This window comes from Citrobacter amalonaticus (genome assembly GCF_002918555.1).
In the GTDB taxonomy this organism is placed as follows: Bacteria; Pseudomonadota; Gammaproteobacteria; order Enterobacterales; family Enterobacteriaceae; genus Citrobacter_C; species Citrobacter_C amalonaticus_A.
Genome location: NZ_PQMB01000001.1, coordinates 860,810 through 882,533, shown reverse-complemented (window position 1 = coordinate 882,533; position 21,724 = coordinate 860,810). Strand labels below are relative to the sequence as shown.

General features: G+C 52.3%; 18 protein-coding genes and 2 tRNA genes. 11 read left to right on the top strand and 9 right to left on the bottom strand.

The annotated features are described in order from the left end of the window. The first annotated feature begins 229 nt into the window (after window positions 1-229). Entirely contained in the window at window positions 230-1,645 is a 1,416-nt protein-coding gene (gltX, locus tag C3432_RS04385; RefSeq protein ID WP_103775437.1) for a glutamate--tRNA ligase, read from the top strand. 57 nt (window positions 1,646-1,702) lie between these two features. Here the strand turns inward: gltX and C3432_RS04380 are convergent, their stop codons facing one another. Continuing rightward, a complete protein-coding gene (locus tag C3432_RS04380; RefSeq protein ID WP_103775436.1) occupies window positions 1,703-2,095 on the bottom strand; it encodes a MerR family transcriptional regulator in 393 nt (130 codons plus the stop codon). A 1-nt stretch (window position 2,096) separates the two neighbouring features. Next, on the bottom strand, window positions 2,097-2,459 hold the full coding sequence (locus C3432_RS04375; protein ID WP_103775435.1) for a MerR family transcriptional regulator: 363 nt from the start codon (window positions 2,457-2,459) through the stop codon (window positions 2,097-2,099). 221 nt (window positions 2,460-2,680) lie between these two features. Between C3432_RS04375 and C3432_RS04370 the strand changes: the two genes are divergently transcribed. The 3 genes from C3432_RS04370 (at window position 2,681) to C3432_RS04360 (ending at window position 5,230) form a co-directional block, all read left to right on the top strand. After that, window positions 2,681-2,756: transfer RNA gene (locus C3432_RS04370), tRNA-Ala, on the top strand. A gap of 38 nt (window positions 2,757-2,794) precedes the next feature. Continuing rightward, window positions 2,795-2,870: transfer RNA gene (locus C3432_RS04365), tRNA-Ala, on the top strand. A 170-nt stretch (window positions 2,871-3,040) separates the two neighbouring features. Next, window positions 3,041-5,230: an EAL domain-containing protein gene (locus C3432_RS04360; RefSeq protein WP_103775434.1), complete on the top strand. Its 2,190-nt coding sequence runs from the start codon at window positions 3,041-3,043 to the stop codon at window positions 5,228-5,230. Window positions 5,231-5,282: 52 nt separating this feature from the next. On the opposite strand, the gene nupC is transcribed toward C3432_RS04360, so the two are convergent. Then, a complete protein-coding gene (nupC, locus tag C3432_RS04355) occupies window positions 5,283-6,485 on the bottom strand; it encodes a nucleoside permease NupC (protein WP_103775433.1) in 1,203 nt (400 codons plus the stop codon). A 279-nt stretch (window positions 6,486-6,764) separates the two neighbouring features. On the opposite strand from nupC, the gene C3432_RS28515 reads away from it, so the two are divergent. The 3 genes from C3432_RS28515 to C3432_RS04345 all read left to right on the top strand — a co-directional run bounded on the left by C3432_RS28515 (window position 6,765) and on the right by C3432_RS04345 (window position 9,698). After that, window positions 6,765-6,848, top strand: a complete 84-nt coding sequence (locus C3432_RS28515; RefSeq protein WP_445432936.1) for a hypothetical protein — start codon at window positions 6,765-6,767, stop codon at window positions 6,846-6,848. Further along, window positions 6,829-8,067, top strand: a complete 1,239-nt coding sequence (locus C3432_RS04350) for an Nramp family divalent metal transporter (protein WP_103775432.1) — start codon at window positions 6,829-6,831, stop codon at window positions 8,065-8,067. The genes C3432_RS28515 and C3432_RS04350 overlap by 20 nt, the downstream gene beginning before the upstream one ends. Window positions 8,068-8,150: 83 nt before the next feature. Continuing rightward, entirely contained in the window at window positions 8,151-9,698 is a 1,548-nt protein-coding gene (locus C3432_RS04345) for a hypothetical protein (RefSeq protein ID WP_103775431.1), read from the top strand. On the opposite strand, the gene C3432_RS04340 is transcribed toward C3432_RS04345, so the two are convergent. The 5 genes from C3432_RS04340 to mgrA all read right to left on the bottom strand — a co-directional run bounded on the left by C3432_RS04340 (window position 9,691) and on the right by mgrA (window position 15,685). After that, window positions 9,691-10,902: an N-acetylglucosamine-6-phosphate deacetylase gene (locus C3432_RS04340; protein ID WP_047358786.1), complete on the bottom strand. Its 1,212-nt coding sequence runs from the start codon at window positions 10,900-10,902 to the stop codon at window positions 9,691-9,693. The genes C3432_RS04345 and C3432_RS04340 overlap by 8 nt on opposite strands. Beyond that, window positions 10,895-12,247 (bottom strand): class-II fumarase/aspartase family protein, encoded by a 1,353-nt coding sequence (locus tag C3432_RS04335; protein ID WP_016157081.1) that lies wholly within the window; start codon window positions 12,245-12,247, stop codon window positions 10,895-10,897. The genes C3432_RS04340 and C3432_RS04335 overlap by 8 nt, the downstream gene beginning before the upstream one ends. Window positions 12,248-12,263: 16 nt before the next feature. Continuing rightward, a complete protein-coding gene (locus C3432_RS04330; RefSeq protein ID WP_016153907.1) occupies window positions 12,264-13,823 on the bottom strand; it encodes a PTS transporter subunit EIIC in 1,560 nt (519 codons plus the stop codon). Between the two features lie 401 nt (window positions 13,824-14,224). Further along, entirely contained in the window at window positions 14,225-14,554 is a 330-nt protein-coding gene (ypeC, locus tag C3432_RS04325) for a DUF2502 domain-containing protein YpeC (protein ID WP_103775430.1), read from the bottom strand. Window positions 14,555-14,686: 132 nt separating this feature from the next. Beyond that, window positions 14,687-15,685: an L-glyceraldehyde 3-phosphate reductase gene (mgrA, locus tag C3432_RS04320; RefSeq protein ID WP_103775429.1), complete on the bottom strand. Its 999-nt coding sequence runs from the start codon at window positions 15,683-15,685 to the stop codon at window positions 14,687-14,689. Window positions 15,686-15,866: 181 nt separating this feature from the next. On the opposite strand from mgrA, the gene C3432_RS04310 reads away from it, so the two are divergent. Then, on the top strand, window positions 15,867-17,522 hold the full coding sequence (locus tag C3432_RS04310; RefSeq protein WP_103775427.1) for an alpha-keto acid decarboxylase family protein: 1,656 nt from the start codon (window positions 15,867-15,869) through the stop codon (window positions 17,520-17,522). Here the strand turns inward: C3432_RS04310 and C3432_RS04305 are convergent, their stop codons facing one another. Continuing rightward, entirely contained in the window at window positions 17,523-18,758 is a 1,236-nt protein-coding gene (locus tag C3432_RS04305) for an ion channel protein (protein WP_103775426.1), read from the bottom strand. It abuts the gene before it with no gap. 204 nt (window positions 18,759-18,962) lie between these two features. On the opposite strand from C3432_RS04305, the gene glk reads away from it, so the two are divergent. The 3 genes from glk (at window position 18,963) to C3432_RS04290 (ending at window position 21,720) form a co-directional block, all read left to right on the top strand. Then, entirely contained in the window at window positions 18,963-19,928 is a 966-nt protein-coding gene (glk, locus tag C3432_RS04300; RefSeq protein ID WP_103775425.1) for a glucokinase, read from the top strand. 197 nt (window positions 19,929-20,125) lie between these two features. Then, window positions 20,126-20,452 (top strand): PTS fructose transporter subunit IIB, encoded by a 327-nt coding sequence (locus tag C3432_RS04295; protein ID WP_103775424.1) that lies wholly within the window; start codon window positions 20,126-20,128, stop codon window positions 20,450-20,452. A 20-nt stretch (window positions 20,453-20,472) separates the two neighbouring features. Continuing rightward, complete coding sequence (locus tag C3432_RS04290; protein ID WP_103775423.1) at window positions 20,473-21,720, top strand: PTS fructose transporter subunit IIC; 1,248 nt, start codon at window positions 20,473-20,475, stop codon at window positions 21,718-21,720. Window positions 21,721-21,724: the final 4 nt, after the last annotated feature.

Here is a 21,724-nt window from a genome sequence, read left to right as displayed (position 1 = left end):
AGAGTTGAAAATGAGTCAACGCATTTTCTAAAGAAATTGTTCGTTCGTCGTAAATTTAAGCAAAACGATCGCAAATCATTCCGTGGCGCATGATTTCTATACGAAAATTGCAAAGCATAACGTTCTGGCCTGAACAAGATTGAGGAATCAGGCGGGAGTGATAGAATAACGGCCATTATTTTCCCGGATTTGCCGGTTGTCGGCATCTTTATAAACGTAAGGCCACTTCATGAAAATCAAAACTCGCTTCGCGCCCAGCCCGACAGGCTATCTGCACGTCGGCGGTGCTCGTACTGCTCTTTACTCCTGGCTTTTTGCTCGTAACCACGGTGGTGAGTTTGTACTGCGTATTGAAGACACCGATCTTGAGCGCTCCACGCCCGAAGCTATCGAAGCCATTATGGATGGGATGAACTGGCTGAATCTGGAATGGGATGAGGGTCCGTACTTCCAGACTAAACGTTTTGATCGTTACAACGCGGTAATTGATGAGATGCTGGAAGCGGGCACAGCATATAAATGCTACTGCTCTAAAGCGCGTCTGGAACAGCTGCGTGAAGAGCAGATGGCGAAAGGTGAGAAACCGCGTTACGACGGTCGCTGCCGCCATGGACACGAGCATCACGCTGATGATGAACCGTGCGTTGTACGTTTCGCTAACCCGCAGGAAGGCTCTGTTATTTTTGACGATCAGATCCGTGGGCCGATCGAATTCAGCAACCAGGAACTGGATGATCTGATCATTCGCCGTACCGATGGCTCCCCGACCTACAATTTCTGTGTGGTGGTGGACGACTGGGATATGGAGATCACCCACGTGATCCGCGGTGAAGACCATATCAACAATACCCCACGCCAGATTAACATTCTGAAAGCGCTGAATGCGCCAGTGCCGGTCTATGCGCACGTTTCTATGATCAACGGCGATGATGGTAAAAAGCTTTCCAAGCGCCATGGCGCGGTAAGCGTTATGCAATACCGTGACGATGGCTATCTACCGGAAGCCCTGCTGAACTATCTGGTGCGTCTGGGCTGGTCCAGCGGCGATCAGGAGATCTTCACTCGTGAAGAGATGATTAAGCTGTTCTCCCTGGGGGCAGTCAGCAAATCGGCCAGCGCGTTCAACACTGATAAACTGCTGTGGTTGAACCATCACTACATTAATTCACTGGCGCCGGAATATGTGGCGACGCATCTGCAATGGCACATTGAGCAGGAAAATATCGACACCCGCAACGGTCCACAGCTGGCTGAACTGGTGAAACTGCTGGGTGAACGCTGCAAGACGCTGAAAGAGATGGCGCAAAGCTGCCGTTATTTCTATGAAGATTTCACCGAGTTTGACGCGGATGCCGCGAAGAAACACCTGCGTCCGGTCGCACGTCAGCCGTTAGAAGTGGTGCGTGATAAAATTGCCGCTATTACCGAATGGACCGCAGAAAACGTCCACCACGCGATTCAGGCTACGGCCGATGAACTGGAAGTCGGCATGGGCAAAGTGGGTATGCCGCTGCGCGTTGCCGTTACCGGCGCTGGACAGTCTCCGGGTTTAGACGTCACGGTACATGCGATTGGTAAATCCCGCAGCATTGAGCGTATCAATAAAGCGCTGGCGTTTATCGCTGAGCGCGAAAGTCAGCAGTAAATCTGAACCCGTCAATAGCAATACGGCAGGATTTTATCCTGCCGTTTTTTTTATCCGTTATTCAGATTCATTGATACCCAGACGTGCAAGGAAATTGCGAATACCTTCGCGCGAAATAAACATCGCCAGCTTTTCCTGCTCTGCTGAGGTCATGTTTTCCACCGCATCCATAATCTGGCGATACGCATGCGAGCGCACAACGTGGTTATATTCGGCAAGCGTTTCTTCCGCCTGATAAAGCGCAGAGTGGTTGCGAAAGGCTGGAATATTCAGAATAAACTCGCGCACGTGGTCATCGATATGGATGAGTCTTGCCCGACCTCCTTTGACACCCGGAAATTTCTCGGTTTCCCAATGTTGTTCTCTGATCCAACGATTGACGGTTTGTTTAGCCACGCCAAGACACTCTGCCAGCTCTTCGGTGGTCATTTTACTACGTAATCTTTTCATATTATTTGCTATCGCGAATCCCTAAGCGCTGTAACAAACCGGTAATCCCTTCACGCAGAAGCAAAGACGTAAAGTGTTTCTGTTCAACTGGGGTCATCTCTTTGGCAAGCGTAATGAGCAGCGTTTCCAGGGAAGCATCGCCCGGAGAAGTAAACGCGTCCGGTGTACCTTCGGCAGGACGTTCTGCACTCCGGATATATTCACGAACCTGTTCGTTGACATGTACCAGACGCGCTTTCCCTCCCTGAACACCAGGTTTAGGTGATGTCGCCCAGCCCTCTTTGCGTACCCATTTATTGATGGTCTGCCGACTGTAGCCGGTCAGATTAGCGAGTTCTTCTGGCGTCATCCGTTCCTTGAACATAACGATTCCCTGAATAGTCGTGGGGTTAATTAGTGGTTCATTTTATAGCACCATTTTAGAGGAAACCGTGACGCGTTTAACTACTGAATGCGAGTTGTTGTGCAATGTTTTTCATTTGCCTGATTTTTCAGCGATTAGAAACGATGAAATCAATTTGCCGTTGACACATGCGAAGGGAATTCATATGATGCCGCCCGTCAACTCGACAAGCTTTACGTGACGGGGCTATAGCTCAGCTGGGAGAGCGCTTGCATGGCATGCAAGAGGTCAGCGGTTCGATCCCGCTTAGCTCCACCAAATTTACTCCCAATAAATTTGGTACGTAAAAGCATCGTGGGGCTATAGCTCAGCTGGGAGAGCGCTTGCATGGCATGCAAGAGGTCAGCGGTTCGATCCCGCTTAGCTCCACCAAAATTTGAACCCTCGCTGAGAAGCGGGGGTTTTTTTATCTCTGCATTTTCTTCATTTTTGTAATACAGTTTCAGTATGCACCAGCGTCGACGTGGCACAGGTTTGCTTCGCAATGCGAATAAACTTATTATTCGTGCGCCTATATATCGTTTTGTGAGAGCATTGAACCAATGCCAGTGAAGCATAACCTGATAAAAAATATTAAAACTTTCGCTCTGGCGTTCACGCTCTCTGTCGTCGCAATCCAGTTTTCCCGCCTGATTTCGCCAACGACTACCTTTGATTCCAGCTATATCTATCTGGCCTGGCTACCGCTGTGCGTGATGTTAGCCGTTATTTTTATCTTTGGCCGTTACGGGGTAGTCCCGGTTGTTCTTGGGTTATTTTTGACCAATTACTGGAATCTTCATTTGCCATTTACCCAGTCATTGGTGCTGCTGCTGTGTCAGGCATTATCTGTTTTAGGCGTTTGCGCGATCGTGCGTTGGCAGCTTGGGTCGCGTTGGCGCTATGGGATACCGAATAAAAAAATTTGGGTCCGTGTATTCTGGTTTGGATTTGTGGTGCCATTTGGTATGAAAATGGGGATGTATCTGGCCGGATACTATCTTGCTTTTCCGGTCGCGGTATCCACATTTTTTGGTGCTGCGGCACCGATCTTTACCATTGTCGATGTCCTGAGTCTCATTTCCGCTGCGCTGATTTTCACGCCGCTCTTTTACTACCCGATGCGGATGATCGTAAATCTGCGCTACGCCCGCGCATTCTGGCTCAAAAATATTCAGCCTGCCCTGAATAAAGACAACCGTTGTTTCACGCTCAGCTGGCTCGTAACGCTTACCGCGATGCTGGTGCTGATGTGTTCTTCGCTGGAGAGTAGCTATATTGCGGGTTACCTGGTTCCCGTTTTCTTTATTATCTTCACGCTTGGCGTGGGGAAATTGAGCTATCCGTTTCTGAACTTGAGTTGGGCGATTTCAACGCTCTGTCTGCTGACCTGGAACCAGAATTTCCTGCAGGGGTTTGGATCAGAGTATTCGCTGGCGTTTATCATCGCGGTGCTGGTCTCATTCAGCATCTGTCTGCTTTATATGATGCGCATTTATTATCGTAGTGAATGGCTGAACCGGCGCTGGCATCAGCAGGCCATGACTGACCCGCTGACGCGCCTTCCTAACCTGCGTGCGCTGGAGCAGTTTCTGCAAAAAGATGTGGGGCAGAGCGTCTGCTGCCTGCGACTGGATAACCTGGAATTTCTCAGTCGACACTACGGGATGCTGATGCGTGTTCACTGTAAAAGATCGGTTGTTCGTGCTCTGCAACCGCTGATGCAGGAGAACGAAAAAGTGTTCCAGCTACCGGGTAGCGAACTGCTGCTGGTGCTAACCGGCCCAGAGACGCAAGCGCGGATGCAGCATATGGTTGATGTCCTCAATAGCCGCAAGATTTACTGGAATAACAGCGGGCTGGACATGGGCTATGGCGCATCCTGGGGAACCTGGAATGGCAAACAAGAGACGCTGCAACCGTTGCTCGGTCAGTTAAGCTGGCTTGCGGAACAATCGTGCAGTAACAATCGGGTGCTGGCGCTAACCAACAGCCTTGAAGTGGCGACCGGACAAACGACAGAGCGTGTTCTGCTGCTGCAAAAAATACGTAAGTCGCTGGATAATGGCGATCTGCTCCTCTATGCGCAGCCTATACGTGATGCGCATGGTAAGGGATATGATGAAATTCTGGCGCGCCTGAAGAGCGATAACGGCATTATGATGCCGGACCAGTTTATTCCACTGATTGCTCAGTTTAACCTCAGCGCCCGCTTCGACTTGCAGGTCGTGGAGGCACTGCTCAAATGGCTGTCAGCCCATCCATCCACTGAAACCGGTCCGCGCTTCTCGGTCAATCTTATGCCGCTGACGTTGCTTCAAAAGGAGACGGCAGCGCGTATTATTCGTCTGTTTACCCGCTACGCCATTACGCCAGAAAGCGTGATTATCGAAATCACCGAAGAGCAGGCATTTTCCAACTCTGAAGCCAGTATGCACAATATTGAGCTGTTGCACTCTTTTGGCTTCCGAATCGCTATTGATGATTTCGGTACCGGTTATGCCAACTACGAACGCCTCAAGCGATTGCAGGCTGACATTATTAAAATAGACGGCGTGTTCGTGAAAGACATTATGACTGATTCGCTGGATGCGATGATTGTTAAATCGATCACCGATCTGGCGAAAGCCAAATCATTAAGCGTGGTGGCGGAGTTTGTTGAGACGGCAGAGCAGCGGGAGCTATTGCTAAGTCTTGGCGTGAATTATCTGCAAGGCTATCTGATTGGCCGTCCTCAGCCGTTAGTACCCTGACAGGCATAAAAAAACCGGGGAGTTTCCCCGGTTTTTACTCGACCGCGTTCTCTTACAGAACCAGCGCGGCGATAGACGCAGACAGTACGCTCACCAGCGTAGAGCCGTACACCAGCTTCAGGCCGAAGCGGGAAACCACGTTACCTTGCTCTTCGTTCAGGCCTTTAATCGCGCCAGCGATAATCCCGATAGAGGAGAAGTTAGCGAAGGAAACCAGGAAGACAGAGATGATGCCTTCTGCGCGTGGAGAGAGCGTGGACGCAATTTTCTGCAGATCCATCATAGCAACGAATTCGTTAGAAACGAGTTTGGTTGCCATGATACTGCCCACCTGCAGCGCTTCACCGGAAGGGACGCCCATCACCCATGCGACTGGATAGAAGATGTAGCCCAGAATGCCCTGGAAGGAGATGCTGTAACCGAACCAGCCGGTAACGGTCGCGAACAGCGCATTCAGCGCTGCGATCAACGCGATGAAGCCGATCAGCATCGCCGCAACGATAATCGCGACTTTAAAGCCTGCCAGAATGTATTCGCCCAGCATTTCGAAGAAGCTCTGTCCTTCGTGCAGGTTGGACATCTGGATATTTTCTTCGCTGGCGTCAACGCGGTACGGGTTGATAATCGACAGAACAATAAAGGTGCTGAACATGTTCAGAACCAGCGCCGCAACAACGTATTTCGGCTCCAGCATCGTCATATACGCACCCACGATAGACATGGATACGGTGGACATTGCCGTTGCCGCCATGGTGTACATGCGGTTGCGGGACATTTTGCCAAGAATATCTTTATAGGCGATAAAGTTCTCAGACTGACCCAGGATCAGGGAGCTGACGGCGTTAAAGGATTCCAGCTTGCCCATCCCGTTGACTTTGGACAACAGGAAGCCAATTGCACGGATGATAACCGGCAGAACGCGGATATGCTGAAGAATACCGATCAGGGCAGAAATAAAGACGATAGGGCACAGAACCTTCAGGAAGAAGAAAGCCAGACCTTTATCATTCATGCTGCCGAAGACGAAGTCTGTCCCTTCGTTGGCGAATCCGAGCAGTTTTTCAAACATTTCGGAAAAGCCTCTCACGAAGCCCAGACCGACGTCAGAGTTCAGGAAGAACCACGCCAGTAACACTTCAATAACAAGCAGTTGAATAACATAACGAATGCGAATTTTTTTACGGTCACTGCTTACCAGCAATGCGAGAATCGCAACAACGGCAAGTGCCAGGACAAAATGAAGGACGCGGTCCATATTTGCTCCAAATATGAGGCAGGTTTAGTTTTCGTGCACATTCTATGTAACAGCAGCAAAGAAAACGAGATCAAACACACACTATAATCAGGTCCTGTGACGAGATTCAAAAATAGTGATCTGTAATACACTTCTGTTATGTTAGGAGCTGAAGTGAAAAGTTATGTTATTGTGCTAACATTATTACAATTATTAAACAACTCAAGCGTATTCCTGAATTTCTCATCGAACCAGAGTTCTGCTCTATCAGAGCAATCACTATTACCCCTTTAAACGCACTTGATAACTATTCTCATTAGGCATAGCATAAAACATAGCAAAGGCTATGTTTTCGAGGCAAAAGATGACAAACGATCGCGTTGAGAGTAGCAGCGGACGGGCAGCGCGCAAGTTGAGGCTCGCATTAATGGGACCTGCGTTCATCGCGGCTATCGGTTATATCGATCCCGGTAACTTTGCGACCAATATCCAGGCCGGAGCCAGCTTCGGTTATCAACTGCTGTGGGTGGTGGTATGGGCCAACCTGATGGCGATGCTGATTCAGGTGCTTTCTGCCAAGCTCGGCATTGCCACCGGTAAAAACCTGGCGGAACAAATTCGCGATCACTATCCGCGCCCGGTGGTCTGGTTTTACTGGGTGCAGGCGGAAATCATCGCCATGGCCACCGATCTGGCCGAATTTATCGGCGCAGCGATTGGCTTCAAATTAATTCTTGGCGTTTCGCTGCTGCAGGGAGCTGTGTTGACCGGGATCGCCACCTTCCTGATCCTGATGCTACAGCGCCGTGGGCAAAAGCCGCTGGAGAAAGTGATTGGCGGACTGCTCCTGTTTGTGGCGGCGGCCTATATTGTCGAACTGGTTTTCTCGCAGCCGAATCTGGCACAGCTGAGTAAAGGGATGATCATCCCCAGTTTGCCTGATTCCGAAGCTGTCTTCCTTGCAGCCGGGGTGCTGGGCGCGACGATCATGCCGCACGTCATTTATCTGCACTCGTCTTTAACCCAGCATCTGCATGGTGGCTCACGTCAGCAGCGCTACGCGGCAACCAAATGGGATGTGGCAATTGCGATGACCATTGCCGGATTCGTCAATCTGGCGATGATGGCGACCGCCGCCGCCGCGTTTCACTTCAGTGGTCATACTGGCATTGCCGATCTCGATCAGGCTTATCTGACGCTGGAGCCGCTGCTCAGCCATGCGGCAGCGACCGTCTTTGGCTTAAGCCTGGTGGCCGCCGGTCTCTCCTCGACGGTTGTCGGGACGCTGGCCGGACAGGTGGTGATGCAGGGGTTTATCCGCTTCCATATTCCGCTGTGGGTGCGCCGTGCCGTGACGATGCTCCCTTCGTTTATTGTTATTCTGATGGGGCTGGATCCCACCCGTATTCTGGTGATGAGTCAGGTGTTGCTGAGCTTTGGTATCGCGCTGGCGCTGGTGCCGCTGCTGATCTTCACCAGCGACAGTAAGCTGATGGGGGATCTGGTCAATCGTCGTTGGGTTAAACAGATTGGCTGGGTCATTGTGATACTGGTCGTGGCGCTCAATCTCTGGCTGCTGGCAGGCACGGCGATGGGGCTATAATCAACCGTGACTCGCGAAGGGTCACGGTTTTATTTGAGCTTTTCCTCTATTATGTGCCCTGCATAATTAACTGGCAGGCGTTCATGAATCACTTTGATCTCTCTTTCCTGAAATATCTCCAGGACAACAGTCCGCTCCCCGTTGAAGAGGCCGTTCAGCGTTTCGGTAAAACGCTCTCCACGCTAAAACGGACAATGAAAGAGCTCAATGAACTTCTGCCAGAAAATGTACAGCTACATCAGGATAATCAGTTTATTACCACCCGGATTGGCTACAGTGAATACCGACAGTTTTTAGCGCGCGTCCAGTTTAATCGCTATATCACTACGGCAGAAGAGAGGGTGAAGGATCTCTTTGTGGCGCTCTGTTTGCACGATGTCGTGAATAAAAATGATTATTACAAAAAATTTTATGTCAGTGCGGGAACGGTAAAAAATGATAATCCCGTCATGATGAGCCTGGTGCAGGAACGCGATCTGATTGTGCAAAGTATCCCGCGTAAGGGCTCCCGGCTTGCGGGGGATGAGTTCCAGCTGCGGCTGGCGGCGTGCATGACGATATTAAAAACGGTTGAAATTGGTGAGGATCACCGACTTATCGCCCACCAGGCCAATGAGCCGACAGGCCGTTCGATTGCCGAACAGTTTCTTCATGAGTGTGCTGCACAGATAAACCAGGCGGCAGATTATTACGAAGAGAAAATCAGTCCGGTCATTGCCCTGGGATATAACGGCAGAAAATACTTACTGGTCTATCTTAGCCTTGCCCTGCACCGTATCCGCAGGGGACACAGAATTACGGAGAGTTCGGCGGCTGAGTTTTTGACGACCTTTCCTTATGCCGTATTGCCTGATGCGGATGAAAATATCTGTCTGGATCTGCTGATTGCTTCACTGACGTTTACTCATCGCCCCTTCACATTATACGACGCCCGGCTGGTCTCTTACGTTAAGCGCACCTGTCATGCTTTAGCCGGATGTCTGGAGAACACCATTCACAATCAGCACGCCTGGTTTGCGGAGATTTATAATTTTATCTATGCCGCCATCATCCAGAATAAATTTCATCTCTGGTTCGATGATAAAAAGCTCCATGATGTCCAGCGACGCTATCCTGAGCTATGGGATCATGTCCAGTATGCGGTGAAGGAGATTGAACATCACTGGCAAACGACCTTTTCTGCTATTCACCTGGCAACCCTGGTGCTGATTATCAAAAAGTATGCGCTCAAAAATCGGGTTGTTGGCGATAAGAAGAAGCGGGTCATTATTGTGACGAACTCGTCAGAGAGTAAGGTCGGCTATTTTAAAGAGATGCTTTTCTCCCGCTTCCATATTGAAATCCCCGCCTGCATCAACATCAATGAGATTGCGCGGCTTCAGCAGCTCGAATTCGACCTGCTGATTACCTTTACAAACAAGATATCGAGTCATCTCCGGTACGCCGGGCTGGATTATGTCAAAGTGAATTTCTGGCTCACGCAGGACGATCTCCTGTTATTACGCGAAAATGGACTTCCCTCCGCGCGCGCAAAAATACCTGCTGAGGACTTTATTCAGCAGGTTCAGGGAATGAGCCAGGAGGCGTTAAAAATTTTTCTTGATACGCATTACAGTGATATTTTTATTTAGCCAGAGGTTGCGAAACGCCGCGACACCAGACGGCTTCCAGGTTTAATTCTGCACCCAACACGAGAATATCGGCATCTTTTCCTGACGTCAGGCTGCCTTTTCTCGCGTCAACACCCGCCAGGATTGCCGGATTAAGGCAGGCAATCTGCGCGGCTGAAACCCAGCCTTTTTCCAGCCTGTCGACCACATTTTTCACGGAGTCCAGAAAACTCATCTCCAGTTTGCACACTTCGGACCACTCCGTGGGTGAAACCGTTCGGGTCTTTCCGCTGTGGTCGGTGATTTCAAGACAATGATTGTGAATGCGAAACGTCTCCTGGCGCAGGTAATGGTGGAATTCAGATCCTTCGGGAAAATCCACATATCCCAGACAATCGCTGACCATGACCAACCGACGATCTTTTTTCAACCGATAGAGAATGTCGAACACTTCTGGTCGCAACGTAATCCCGCTCTGCTTTGCCACCTCGGCATACGTATTCTGATGGTACATCAGCGCCCCCACCACGCCAGGCTCCCGGTGATGCAGCCCGCGCATGGCGCTAAAGGCATGGGTAAAGTGGGTTAAACCGGCTTCAATGGCGAGGGTGGTTTCATCAAAGGTGGCGTCGGTATGACCGGCTGACACGGTGACGCCTGACTGGCGTAAATAGCGGATTAGCGCCAGGGCGCCCGGCAGTTCGGGTGCGAGCGTCATCAGACGGATATTTCCCCTTGCGGCGTGCTGATAGCGTTTGAACCCTTCGATACCGGGTGGTTGAATCGCGTCCTTGCTCTGCATTCCGCTGTATGCAGGGTTAATAAAGGGGCCTTCCATATGAATACCCACCGCTTCGGCACCATCTTCCGCTTTTGCGTCTGCAATCCAGTCCGCGGCGGTGGAAAGACTCTCCAGCAAGAACGTTTCCGGCTGGGTAGCTGATGTTGCAAGCCACGCGGTAACCCCAGCGTTAACCAGATCCCGGCTCATCGCCTGCAAAGAACGGCGTTCACCTCTCCAGGCAAACGACCCTCTCCCCCAGCCGTGAACGTGAATATCCACAAAACCGGGCATCAGCATGGCATGGCGATAATCGACGATTTTCCCTCGCGGTGTACTGTCGAGGCCAGAAATACGTCCGCTTTCAATATGCAGATAGCCGCTTTCGATTCCATTCGGGGTGACAATGCGTTCACTTGCCAGAGAAAGCAGGGGATCAGCCATTGTCTTTCTCCCATACGCGAGCGGCCGTTTCCTCGGCGATTTCTGCGCAAAGGCCGATGTAGTGAGCAGGATCCAGCAGCGTATTAATTTCTGAATCGCTAAAGTGCTGGCGAATAAGAGGGTCATCACGCAGCACATCAGCGTAGGGGATGCCTTCATGCGTGCTGCGCATTGCCAGTTGGTAGACGCGTTCATGTGCGGCATCTTTGCCCAGCCTTTCCACCAGCTGCATCATGATTTTTTCGCTATTAATAAGACCATGCGTTAACTGCACATTCTGGCGCATACGCCCTGGATTGATGACCAGCGTTCGCGTCAACTCTTCGGCTCGCATCACAATCTCAGCCATTAACTCCATGCTCTCCTGAATATTACCGTCAAAGATAAAGTAAGCGGAGCTGTCTGCTTCGAAGGGACGTGGGCTGACATACAGGCAGGAGGTCATTACTGAGTACAATTTCTGCGCGTTGGCGATGATCCCCTTCGCCAGTTTAGGATTCACTTTTTGCGGCATGGTGCTGCTGCCAACGGTGCCTTTAGTGAAGGCTTCTGAAACTTCGGCAAACTCTTCGCTTGAGGTCTGATAAACCTCTTCGGCGATTTTGTGTAACGTCGTCGCCAGCAGGCACAAATTACTGATGTATTCAGTGCGGTAAATGCGCGAGTTGCGGGAGGGAATCGCCATTGAATGCATTCCCAGCTTTTGGGCAACGCTATCCTGAACCCGGCGGCCGGTTTCACCGGTCGCGTGGAAGGCGCCCACGGCTCCCCCCATCATCACGGTAAAGACGCGTTTTTCCGCTTCCCGCATGCGCTGCCGGGCGCTCAGTAACTCATCAATCCACACGGCGGCTTTATAGCCCCAGGTGATGGGTAGCGCGTGCTTACCGTGGGTACGTCCGGCCATAATCGTTGCTTTATGGTCAGATGCCATCTTTGCCAGGTTACGCAGAATATCGTCTACAAAACCCTGCATGATGGTATCGAACTGCTTTGCCAGATAAAGCTGTGCGGTTTGCTGAATATTCTGCGTGGTGACGCCGTAATGCACATATTTTCCGCTTTCACTGTCACAGGCTTTGACCAGCACTTTGATGACCGGAACGAAGCCGTGACCAATCTCGCGCAGCAGGCGTTCCATTTCCGTCAGGTCAATCTTATCCACGTGGCAGTTAGCGGTAATATTGACTGCGGCGCTGGCGGGGATCATGCCGTGTCCGGCCTGTGCCTGAGCCAGGGCGGCTTCAACATCGAGCCATGACTGCACCCGCGCTGGCTGCGCGAGCAGAGATTTCATTCCTCGATCGTCGATCGTTTTGCTTTTTGAATCATACAGTGCACGCATTACTATCTCCTTGAATTTATTTCGCACCGACGAGGCGGTCGTCTACCGCGTTACGGACAAATTCTACGTGTGGGCCGAATACCACATGAACATGGTTGCTGGAGGGGATAAAGGTTCCCAGCGAGCCAGATTCTTTAAGAATGGCCATGTCCATTTTTTTCTGATCTTTCAAATCAATACGTAACCGTGACACGCAGTTTTCAACACGCTTGATATTGTCTGTCCCGCCCAGCCCCTGAATCACCAGTTCGGCGACTTTGTCGTACTCTTTATTGTTCAGTAAGGTGCTGTCAGCGATTTCACTCTCGCGGCCTGGGGTCTTAATATCAAATTTACCGATCGCGAAGCGGAAGACGAAATAGAAGACAACAAAGTTAATCACGCCGAGGATAATTAAATTAATCCATTGGGTGTGTTCATACATCAAACCGAAAATACCAAAATCAAAAATGGTGCCGCGAATATAGCCGATGGAGACTTCCAGTAATTGCAGTGGAATGGTCAGTAAGCCACAGAGTACCGCATAGACAATAAAGAGTTTTGGCGCGATAAACAGGAAGGAGAACTCCAGCGGTTCGGTAATATTCCCCAGCATGGCGGTCAGCACCACGGTCAGGATCATTCCTTTAGCAAATTTCTTATTCTTGAAATAGGCCATGTGGTACATCGCCAGACCAATCGCCGGAACGCGGAACAGCGTCGTAAGCATTTGTGATGAGGCAAGATAGCTGGTGAGCGTCGGCATATACTCTTTCCAGGCCGGATGGGTGGGACCAAGCTCAAACAGGATTTTATTGATAGCGGGCAAAATACCGACATAGGTCTGCCCGTCAATCAGGTACGTACCGCCTGCCGCGGTGAAACGCACGGTGGAACTGAGGACGTGGTGCAGGCCAAACGGGATCAGCAGGCGATTGAGCGTCATATAGATACCTGCACCAATGTTGGGCGCCATCATTATTGTTGATATGGCGCGCATACCTGCGGTAAACAGATCCCAGATAAAAGGAATGATCAAGCCGACGGGAATGGAAAAAGCGATGGCTAAGATCGCGACGGATTTTTTACCGCTGAAAAAGGCGAAAGCGAGAGGTAATTGCAGCCGGTAAAAACGGTCGGTTATTTTAGCTGCCAGCAGCCCGGCAATAATGCCGCCCAGCGCTTCGATTTTCAGCGTCTGAATACCTAATACCATCCCCTGTCCGACGAAAGCCATATCCTCTTTCGCCAGCGTACCCGCCAGCTTAAGATGCACATGCATGGCGATAAGCAGAGTCAGGTAAGCCACGACGGACGCAAATACAGCAATCCCTTTTTCTTTTTTAGACATGCCATAGGCGACACCCATCGCGAACAGTAAAGGAATATTATTAAAAACGACGCTGCTGATTAATCCCAGAGAAGAGAGAATCGCTCTGAAAATTTCATTGCCCAGAAAGGGGAGTTTATCAATCATATAGCTCTGCCCTAACGCAGCGCTAATTCCCATGACCATCCCCACAGGCGCCAGTACGGCGATCGGCAATAATAGCGATCGACCGAATGTCTGAATTTCATTCTTAAAATTAGCATTCATAAGTTAATCCTGACGTGAATTCTCTTGAGGATAAGATACGTTCAGGAGATTTTTGCTCAAGGGCAAATAGTGAAAAATAAAAAGCGCAGGATTTGACCATAAAAAAGCAGCCTGCAGGCTAATGCTGGTCACTTAAGGATTGATTAGCCGCAAAGGTATTTTTTATTAAAGCGAAACGGATTGAACGGAAAGTCAGCGTACTGAAGCGATCCGAAGGAAGACGACATAAGGCGAATGGATCACGAAGTGACGATTTTCCTGCCGGAAGCCTGGGTGGCAAGGGAGACGGTGAGCCTCCCTTATCCGTTACGGGAATGAGGGTTTCAGAGAAACAATGAACATACGGTGAACGGAACCCTTTGCCATTGTTAAAAATTCTCTGTTACCGCAGGTTCCTTTTCTTAATGATGATGCCCGTGACCGCCGCGCCCACGACCGCGATGGTCGTCACGGTCATTCCAGCCTTCTCGGTAGCCGCGTTCATAAGCTTTGCGTTTATCCCAGCCACGATGGTAGCCGTTGTCATGACGCCACCAGCGATTTTTGCGCCACTTATAGTTATGGTGCCAGTAGTCGCGGTCGCGCCAGCGCCCGCCGTCCCAGTAGTTACCGTAATTATCGCGATCGCCAATTTGTAATTTTATCGATGGCAACAGGGTGATTTCGCCCGCATTTGCGGCAAGCGGTGCAAAAGCCAGCAAGGCCGCCGCCAGAATCAGTGACCTGAACATTCTTTGTCTCCTTCACACACGATCGAAGCCGTAACCGGCCTGTTAACGCAATATTACGGGGCAGTAAAGCCCCGTTTCATCGCCTTAACTCTTAAACCAGGGATGGAGAGCACGTTTTGCTAAAGAACCGATTTACGTTATACCGTTAAGAATTGCGTCGATTTCAGCGCACTCCGTCGGAGTAAAATGGCGGTTTGCCAGCATCCCGACCGCATCCTCAATTTGCGACGTCTTGCTGGCGCCAATCAGTACCGATGTCACGTTATCGTTACGCAGTACCCAGGCCAGCGCCATCTGTGAGAGTTTCTGGCCGCGCTTTTCCGCAAGAGTATTGAGCTGGCGAACTTTCTCCAGCTTCTCGGGTGTGATCTGCTCCGGATTAAGGAAACGGCTCCCGCTCGCCGCGCGGGAATCTGCCGGGATCCCATGGAGATAGCGGTCAGTTAGCTGGCCGCCAGCCAGCGGTGAGAAAACAATACTGCCCACGCCTTTTTCCTGTAGCAGCGTCAGCAGGCCGCCTTCCACCCAACGTTCAAACATGGAATATTTCGGCTGGTGGATAAGACACGGGGTCCCTAAATCGTTGAGGATATCAATGGCCTTACGGGCGACATCTGCCGGGTAGTTGGAAATCCCTGCATAGAGCGCTTTTCCCTGACGAACAACGTGGTCCAGCGCCTTCATCGTCTCTTCCAGCGGTGTTTCAGGGTCGGGGCGGTGGTGATAAAAAATATCGACATACTCCAGCCCCATCCGCTTCAGGCTCTGGTCGAGGCTGGAGATAAGATACTTCCGCGATCCCCAGTCACCGTAAGGTCCCTCCCACATGGTATAACCTGCCTTGGTGGAGATAATCAGTTCATCGCGCCACGGTAAAAAATCTTCCTGCAGAATACGGCCGAAGTTCCGCTCCGCCGATCCCGGCGGCGGGCCATAGTTGTTGGCGAGATCAAAATGGGTGATACCCAGATCAAAGGCGCGCTGGAGCAGGGCGCGGCTGTTTTCCACATGCGTGGTATCACCGAAGTTGTGCCAAAGCCCCAGGGAAATCGCAGGCAGTTTGATTCCGCTTTGACCGCAGCGGCGATATTCCATCTGTTGATAGCGGTTTTCATCAGGCTGATAAACCATGTTGTCCCCCAAAAGTAAAATTTGCCTTTAAGTGTATACGGTTACACTCAGCGTAATTCAATGAGATTTCGCCACTCATTGCTGTAAATTCTGCTTTCCACCACAATCGTTCGGCTTTCCTGGACAGGTATCCCCATTCTTCAATACTCAACATGAGGTTACCGTCAGAAGGAAAGCTGTCATGCAAACCCCTTATACCGTCGCTGACTATCTGCTCGACAGAATGGCTGGCTGCGGCATCGGCCATCTGTTTGGCGTGCCGGGTGATTATAATTTGCAGTTTCTTGACCATGTGATCGACCATACCGACGTGTGCTGGGTCGGCTGCGCCAACGAGTTGAACGCCGCTTATGCTGCCGATGGCTATGCGCGTGTCGCGGCGGCCGGCGCGTTGTTGACCACCTTTGGCGTCGGAGAGCTGAGCGCGCTCAATGGCCTGGCCGGTAGCTATGCGGAATACGTTCCGGTGCTGCATATTGTGGGGGCACCTTGCAGCGGAGCCCAGCGGCGAGGGGAGCTGATGCATCACACGCTCGGCGACGGTGATTTTCAGCATTTTTATCGTATAAGCCAGAGCGTTACGGCTGCCAGCGCGATTCTGGATGAGCAAAATGCCTGTCATGAGATCGATCGTGTGCTGCGCGCCATGTTAAGCGCTCGCCGTCCAGGTTATCTCATGCTGCCCGCCGATGTGGCGAAACGACCGGCTATTCCACCTGTAAATCCGCTGATAGTCAGATCGCCTGAATCCTCGGAAGCCGTAATCACGGCATTTCGCTACCATGCGCGTCAGCGGCTAATGAACAGTCGGCGGGTTGCGCTGCTGGCGGATTTCCTTGCCCGGCGTTTTGGTCTGCAGCCGGTGCTGCGCCGCTGGATGGTCGAAACGCCAATGGCACATGCCACCTTACTGATGGGCAAAGGGCTTTTTGATGAACAGCAGTCGGGCTTTGTCGGCACATATAGCGGCGGCGCGAGCAGTAAATTTGTGCGTCAGGCCATTGAAGAAACCGATACGACAATCTGTGTCGGTACCCGCTTTGTCGATACATTGACCGCCGGTTTTACCCAGCAACTGGCGCAGGAACAAACGATTGAGGTTCAGCCCTGGGCATCGCGCGTTGGTAAAAACTGGTTCAGCGGGTTGTCGATGGAGCAGGCGGTGACAACGCTGCGGGAGCTGTGTCTGGAACTCTCTTTTGCACCACCTCCGCGTCGACCCGGCGCTGGCGAGTATCGGGTTGATAAGGGAGCGCTCACTCAGGAACGTTTCTGGCGCACCGTACAGCAATTTCTCCAGCCTGACGATATCATTCTGGCCGATCAAGGTACCGCTGCATTCGGCGCTGCGGCGCTTACGCTACCTGCCGGAGCTGAAGTACTGGTGCAGCCGCTATGGGGATCGATAGGTTATTCGCTGCCTGCGGCATTTGGCGCCCAGACGGCCTGTCCGGGACGCCGGGTGATGCTGATCGCTGGCGACGGTGCGGCACAGCTGACAATTCAGGAGATCGGTTCAATGCTCCGTGACGGGCAGGCACCGGTGATTTTACTGCTCAACAATGAGGGGTACACGGTTGAGCGGGCGATTCACGGAGCCAGCCAGCGCTATAACGACATTGCGGCATGGAACTGGACGCAGATACCGCAGGCGCTGAGCCTGTCATCCCAGGCGGAGTGCTGGCGGGTGACGCAGGCGGTTCAGCTTGAAGAGGTGCTGGCGCGTCTTGAACATCCGCAGCGGCTTTCGTTGATTGAAGTCGTGCTGCCGAAAGCCGATCTGCCGGATCTGTTGCGTACCGTTACGCGGGCGCTGGAGTCGCGCAACGGCGGATAGCTATTTGTCCCGACGGCTGGCCATCATCATGGGCTTCCCGGCGAGCAACAGCCAGGCGGGAAGCATCACGATGCACAGCAGCGGCAGAAGCGTGGTGTCTGGTATTACTACCGCGGCCATAAACAGGCTCAGCCAGCCGTCCCGGGTGACCACCAGCACCAGACCCAGGATGGCGCAGGAGACGGTGATCGCGGCGGGAACCGCTTCGACGTGGGCATGTAGCATCAGTCCCAACGCCACGCCCACAAAGACTGCCGGGAAAATGCGTCCACCGCGAAAACCACTGGCGGCGGCAATCACCAGCGCAGCAAGTTTGATCGCCGCGAGCATAAAAAAGTCCGTCGCGCTAAGCGTCTGGCTGAATGCCATTTGCTGCATCTCGTCAAGGCCTTTGAACAGGGTGAGCGGTCCGCCAGCCACGCCAAGAATACCCAGGATAAAGCCGCCCGCCCCCAGAATCAGTACCGGGTTTTTCAGCCGATGCAGCAGGTGATGAAGACGGGGCAAGCACCAGACCGCCACCATGCCCGCCGCGATGGCGATGGCAGTCACCACCGCGCCGCTGAAAATATCCACCAGGCGCATCTGGGTATAGTGGGCGATGGGCAGAGCAAAGTGGGGATGAAAGAACATGCTGGTGGTCAGAGAGCCCGCCGCCGCCGCCATCAGCGGGGCGAACAGACGATCCCATAGCGGCACGTCGTCAGAACCGCTCATGGTTTGCGAGAAGATTAACGCCGCAGCCACGGGCGTACCGAATAGGGCGCCAATGGTTCCGGCAGAGGCCAGAATGGTCCAGTCGAGCATACCGATACGCGGAAACAGCCGACCGCCGATCGTCACCGCCAGCGCAATATTCACCGCCATGATAGGGTGTTCAGGGCCAAGGCTGACGCCGCCTGCCAGTCCGATGATTAAGGCCATTAACAAACCCGGCAATGCGACAGGGTTAACCGGGGCGCTGATGAGCGGCTCCGTGGCGGGATCGGGACCCGCGTGACCAGGGCTGTAGCGAATAACCAGGCCGACCATAATCCCGGTCAGGGTCAGCATCGCGATAACCCAAACCGGCGAATCTGGTGCGATGCCAACGCTGCCGGGCAGCCTTTCCCACAGCAAATTCTGTAATACAGAGGCCACTTTCATAACCACAATCAATACTAAACTGGAGGCAACACCAATAATTAGCGCCGGAAATGATAACACCAGCATTGTTCTGGCCCGCGGATGGAGCATGTTTTGTTCCTTAATTCAGATCCATCTGCGCATTTTGCACAGCCAGAGTGGCGGCATTGCTGCAAATGGTGCTGAAACGATAAAGTAATTGTGTGATCCGGGTCGATATTTTTGGGGAGCTCACCTTTCTGGCGTTGTTGTTATGCCCCCGTGAATTTACAGTGTGGCAAAGATTCATTTTGACTTTAGCGGAGCAGTAGAAGAATGACAAAGTATGCATTAGTAGGTGATGTCGGCGGCACCAACGCGCGTCTTGCTCTGTGCGATATCGCCAGCGGTGAAATCTCGCAGGCCAAAACCTATTCAGGACTGGATTACCCCAGTCTGGAAGACGTTGTCCGGGTTTATCTTGATGAACACAGCGTCAAAGTGGAAGACGGATGTATCGCCATTGCCTGTCCGATCACCGGGGACTGGGTGGCGATGACCAACCATACCTGGGCATTTTCTATTGCGGAGATGAAAAAGAATCTGGGCTTCAATCATCTGGAGATCATCAACGATTTTACCGCGGTATCAATGGCGATCCCGATGCTGAAAAAAGAGCATCTGATCCAGTTTGGCGGCGCTGAACCTGTTGAAGGCAAGCCCATCGCAGTATATGGCGCAGGGACCGGGCTGGGCGTGGCCCATCTGGTTCACGTTGATAAACGTTGGGTTAGCCTGCCGGGCGAGGGCGGCCATGTTGATTTTGCGCCAAACAGTGAAGAAGAGGGGATTATCCTGGAGGTATTGCGCGCTGAGATTGGTCACGTCTCTGCGGAACGCGTGCTGTCTGGCCCAGGGCTTGTGAATTTGTACCGGGCGATTGTGAAAGCTGACGGGCGTCTGCCGGAAAACTTGCAGCCGAAAGATGTGACTGAGCGGGCGCTGGCGGATAGCTGCACTGACTGTCGTCGTGCCCTGTCGCTGTTTTGCGTCATTATGGGCCGTTTTGGCGGCGATCTGGCGCTTACGCTGGGCACCTTTGGCGGTGTCTACATTGCGGGTGGCATTGTTCCTCGCTTCCTGGAGTTCTTCAAAGCCTCCGGCTTTCGCGGGGGATTCGAAGACAAAGGGCGTTTTAAAGCCTACGTTCAGGATATCCCGGTCTATCTGATCGTCCATGATAATCCTGGTCTGCTTGGCTCCGGCGCGCACATGCGCCAGACGTTGGGGCATATTTTGTAATTCAGCCGCCATCAGTCATTGCCCGCTTAAAACCGCGTTTTTACGCGGTTTTTTTTCGCCTGTCACTCCAGTTCCGACACACGTCACATTTCCATTTAACGGAATTATTTGTCCAGTAAAAGCATTATTTGTCTGGTAACGCTGCACCGGGTGTCACCGCCATAATTTCCTTCGTCAACTATTTCAGGGAGTCTGTTATGAGCAAAAAATTGATTGCAGTTTGTGCGTGTCCGATGGGGCTGGCGCACACCTTTATGGCGGCACAGGCGCTGGAAGAGGCGGCGGTTGAGGCGGGTTATGAAGTGAAGATTGAGACCCAGGGGGCGGATGGTATTCAGAACCGCCTGACCGCGCAGGATATCGCTGAGGCGACGTTAATCATCCACTCCGTCGCGGTCACGCCGGAAGATAACGAACGCTTTGAAACGCGTGATGTGTATGAAATCACGTTGCAGGACGCGATTAAAAACGCCGCGGGCATCATTAAAGAAATCGAAGAGATGATTGCCGCCGAACAGCAATAATTGTCGACAGGGACACAGATATGGCCATTAAAAAACGCAGTGCAACCGTTGTGCCCGGCGCATCAGGTGCCACGGCGGCAATTAAAAATCCTCAGGCCTCCCGCAACAGCTTCTGGGGCGAATTACCGCAACATGTGATGTCGGGTATTTCGCGCATGGTGCCGACGTTAATCATGGGCGGGGTGATCCTCGCCTTCTCTCAGCTGATCGCTTATAGCTGGCTGAAAATTCCTGCTGATACCGGCATTATGGATGCGCTGAACAGCGGAAAATTCGACGGTTTTGACCTCTCATTATTGAAGTTCGCCTGGCTGTCGCAATCTTTCGGCGGCGTGCTGTTTAGTTTCGCTATTCCAATGTTTGCCGCGTTTGTCGCGAACTCCATTGGCGGCAAGCTCGCCTTTCCTGCCGGTTTTATCGGTGGCCTGATGTCCACTCAGCCGACACCATGGCTGAATTTTGATCCGACGAGCCTGCAATGGGTAACCACCGCACCGGTACCTTCAACCTTTATCGGGGCGCTGATTATCTCGATCGTCGCCGGTTATCTGGTGAAGTGTATGAACCAAAAAATCCAGCTTCCTGATTTCCTGCTGGCATTTAAAACCACCTTTTTGCTCCCGATTCTCTCCGCCATTTTCGTCATGCTGGCGATGTATTACGTCATCACCCCATTTGGCGGCTGGATTAACGGCGGTATCCGCACGCTGCTGACCGCGGCGGGAGAGAAAGGGACGCTAATGTACGCGATGGGGATTTCTGCCGCGACGGCTATCGACCTCGGCGGCCCCATCAACAAAGCGGCGGGCTTTGTCGCCTTTAGCTTCACCACCGATCATGTCCTGCCGGTGACCGCCCGGTCTATCGCCATTGTCATTCCCCCCATCGGTCTGGGACTGGCAACGCTTCTCGACAGACGCTTAACCGGCAAACGCCTGTTCAGCGCACAGCTTTATCCGCAGGGAAAAACGGCGATGTTTCTTGCGTTTATGGGGATCAGCGAAGGGGCTATCCCGTTTGCGCTGGAAAGTCCGATGACGGCGATCCCTTCCTATATGGTGGGGGCGATCGTCGGTTCCACCACCGCGGTCTGGCTGGGGGCGGTGCAGTGGTTCCCTGAGTCGGCCATCTGGGCATGGCCGCTGGTGAGCAACCTTGGCGTCTATATGGCGGGGATCTTGCTGGGGGCGGTGATTACGGCGCTGATGGTTGTCTTCCTGCGCCAGATGATGTACCGCAGAGGCAAGCTCCTGATCGATAGCCTCTGAAAAT

Coding starts and splice junctions, on each gene's coding strand:
- C3432_RS04360 (WP_103775434.1), top strand. CDS start 3,041: ATGCCAGTGAAGCATAACCTGATAAAAAATATTAAAACTTTCGCTCTG.
- C3432_RS04345 (WP_103775431.1), top strand. CDS start 8,151: ATGAATCACTTTGATCTCTCTTTCCTGAAATATCTCCAGGACAACAGT.
- C3432_RS04295 (WP_103775424.1), top strand. CDS start 20,126: ATGAGCAAAAAATTGATTGCAGTTTGTGCGTGTCCGATGGGGCTGGCG.
- nupC (WP_103775433.1), bottom strand. CDS start 6,485: ATGGACCGCGTCCTTCATTTTGTCCTGGCACTTGCCGTTGTTGCGATT.
- gltX (WP_103775437.1), top strand. CDS start 230: ATGAAAATCAAAACTCGCTTCGCGCCCAGCCCGACAGGCTATCTGCAC.
- C3432_RS04305 (WP_103775426.1), bottom strand. CDS start 18,758: ATGCTCCATCCGCGGGCCAGAACAATGCTGGTGTTATCATTTCCGGCG.
- C3432_RS04290 (WP_103775423.1), top strand. CDS start 20,473: ATGGCCATTAAAAAACGCAGTGCAACCGTTGTGCCCGGCGCATCAGGT.
- C3432_RS04330 (WP_016153907.1), bottom strand. CDS start 13,823: ATGAATGCTAATTTTAAGAATGAAATTCAGACATTCGGTCGATCGCTA.
- C3432_RS04340 (WP_047358786.1), bottom strand. CDS start 10,902: ATGGCTGATCCCCTGCTTTCTCTGGCAAGTGAACGCATTGTCACCCCG.
- C3432_RS04375 (WP_103775435.1), bottom strand. CDS start 2,459: ATGTTCAAGGAACGGATGACGCCAGAAGAACTCGCTAATCTGACCGGC.
- C3432_RS04335 (WP_016157081.1), bottom strand. CDS start 12,247: ATGCGTGCACTGTATGATTCAAAAAGCAAAACGATCGACGATCGAGGA.
- C3432_RS04380 (WP_103775436.1), bottom strand. CDS start 2,095: ATGAAAAGATTACGTAGTAAAATGACCACCGAAGAGCTGGCAGAGTGT.
- C3432_RS04310 (WP_103775427.1), top strand. CDS start 15,867: ATGCAAACCCCTTATACCGTCGCTGACTATCTGCTCGACAGAATGGCT.
- mgrA (WP_103775429.1), bottom strand. CDS start 15,685: ATGGTTTATCAGCCTGATGAAAACCGCTATCAACAGATGGAATATCGC.
- C3432_RS04350 (WP_103775432.1), top strand. CDS start 6,829: ATGACAAACGATCGCGTTGAGAGTAGCAGCGGACGGGCAGCGCGCAAG.
- ypeC (WP_103775430.1), bottom strand. CDS start 14,554: ATGTTCAGGTCACTGATTCTGGCGGCGGCCTTGCTGGCTTTTGCACCG.
- glk (WP_103775425.1), top strand. CDS start 18,963: ATGACAAAGTATGCATTAGTAGGTGATGTCGGCGGCACCAACGCGCGT.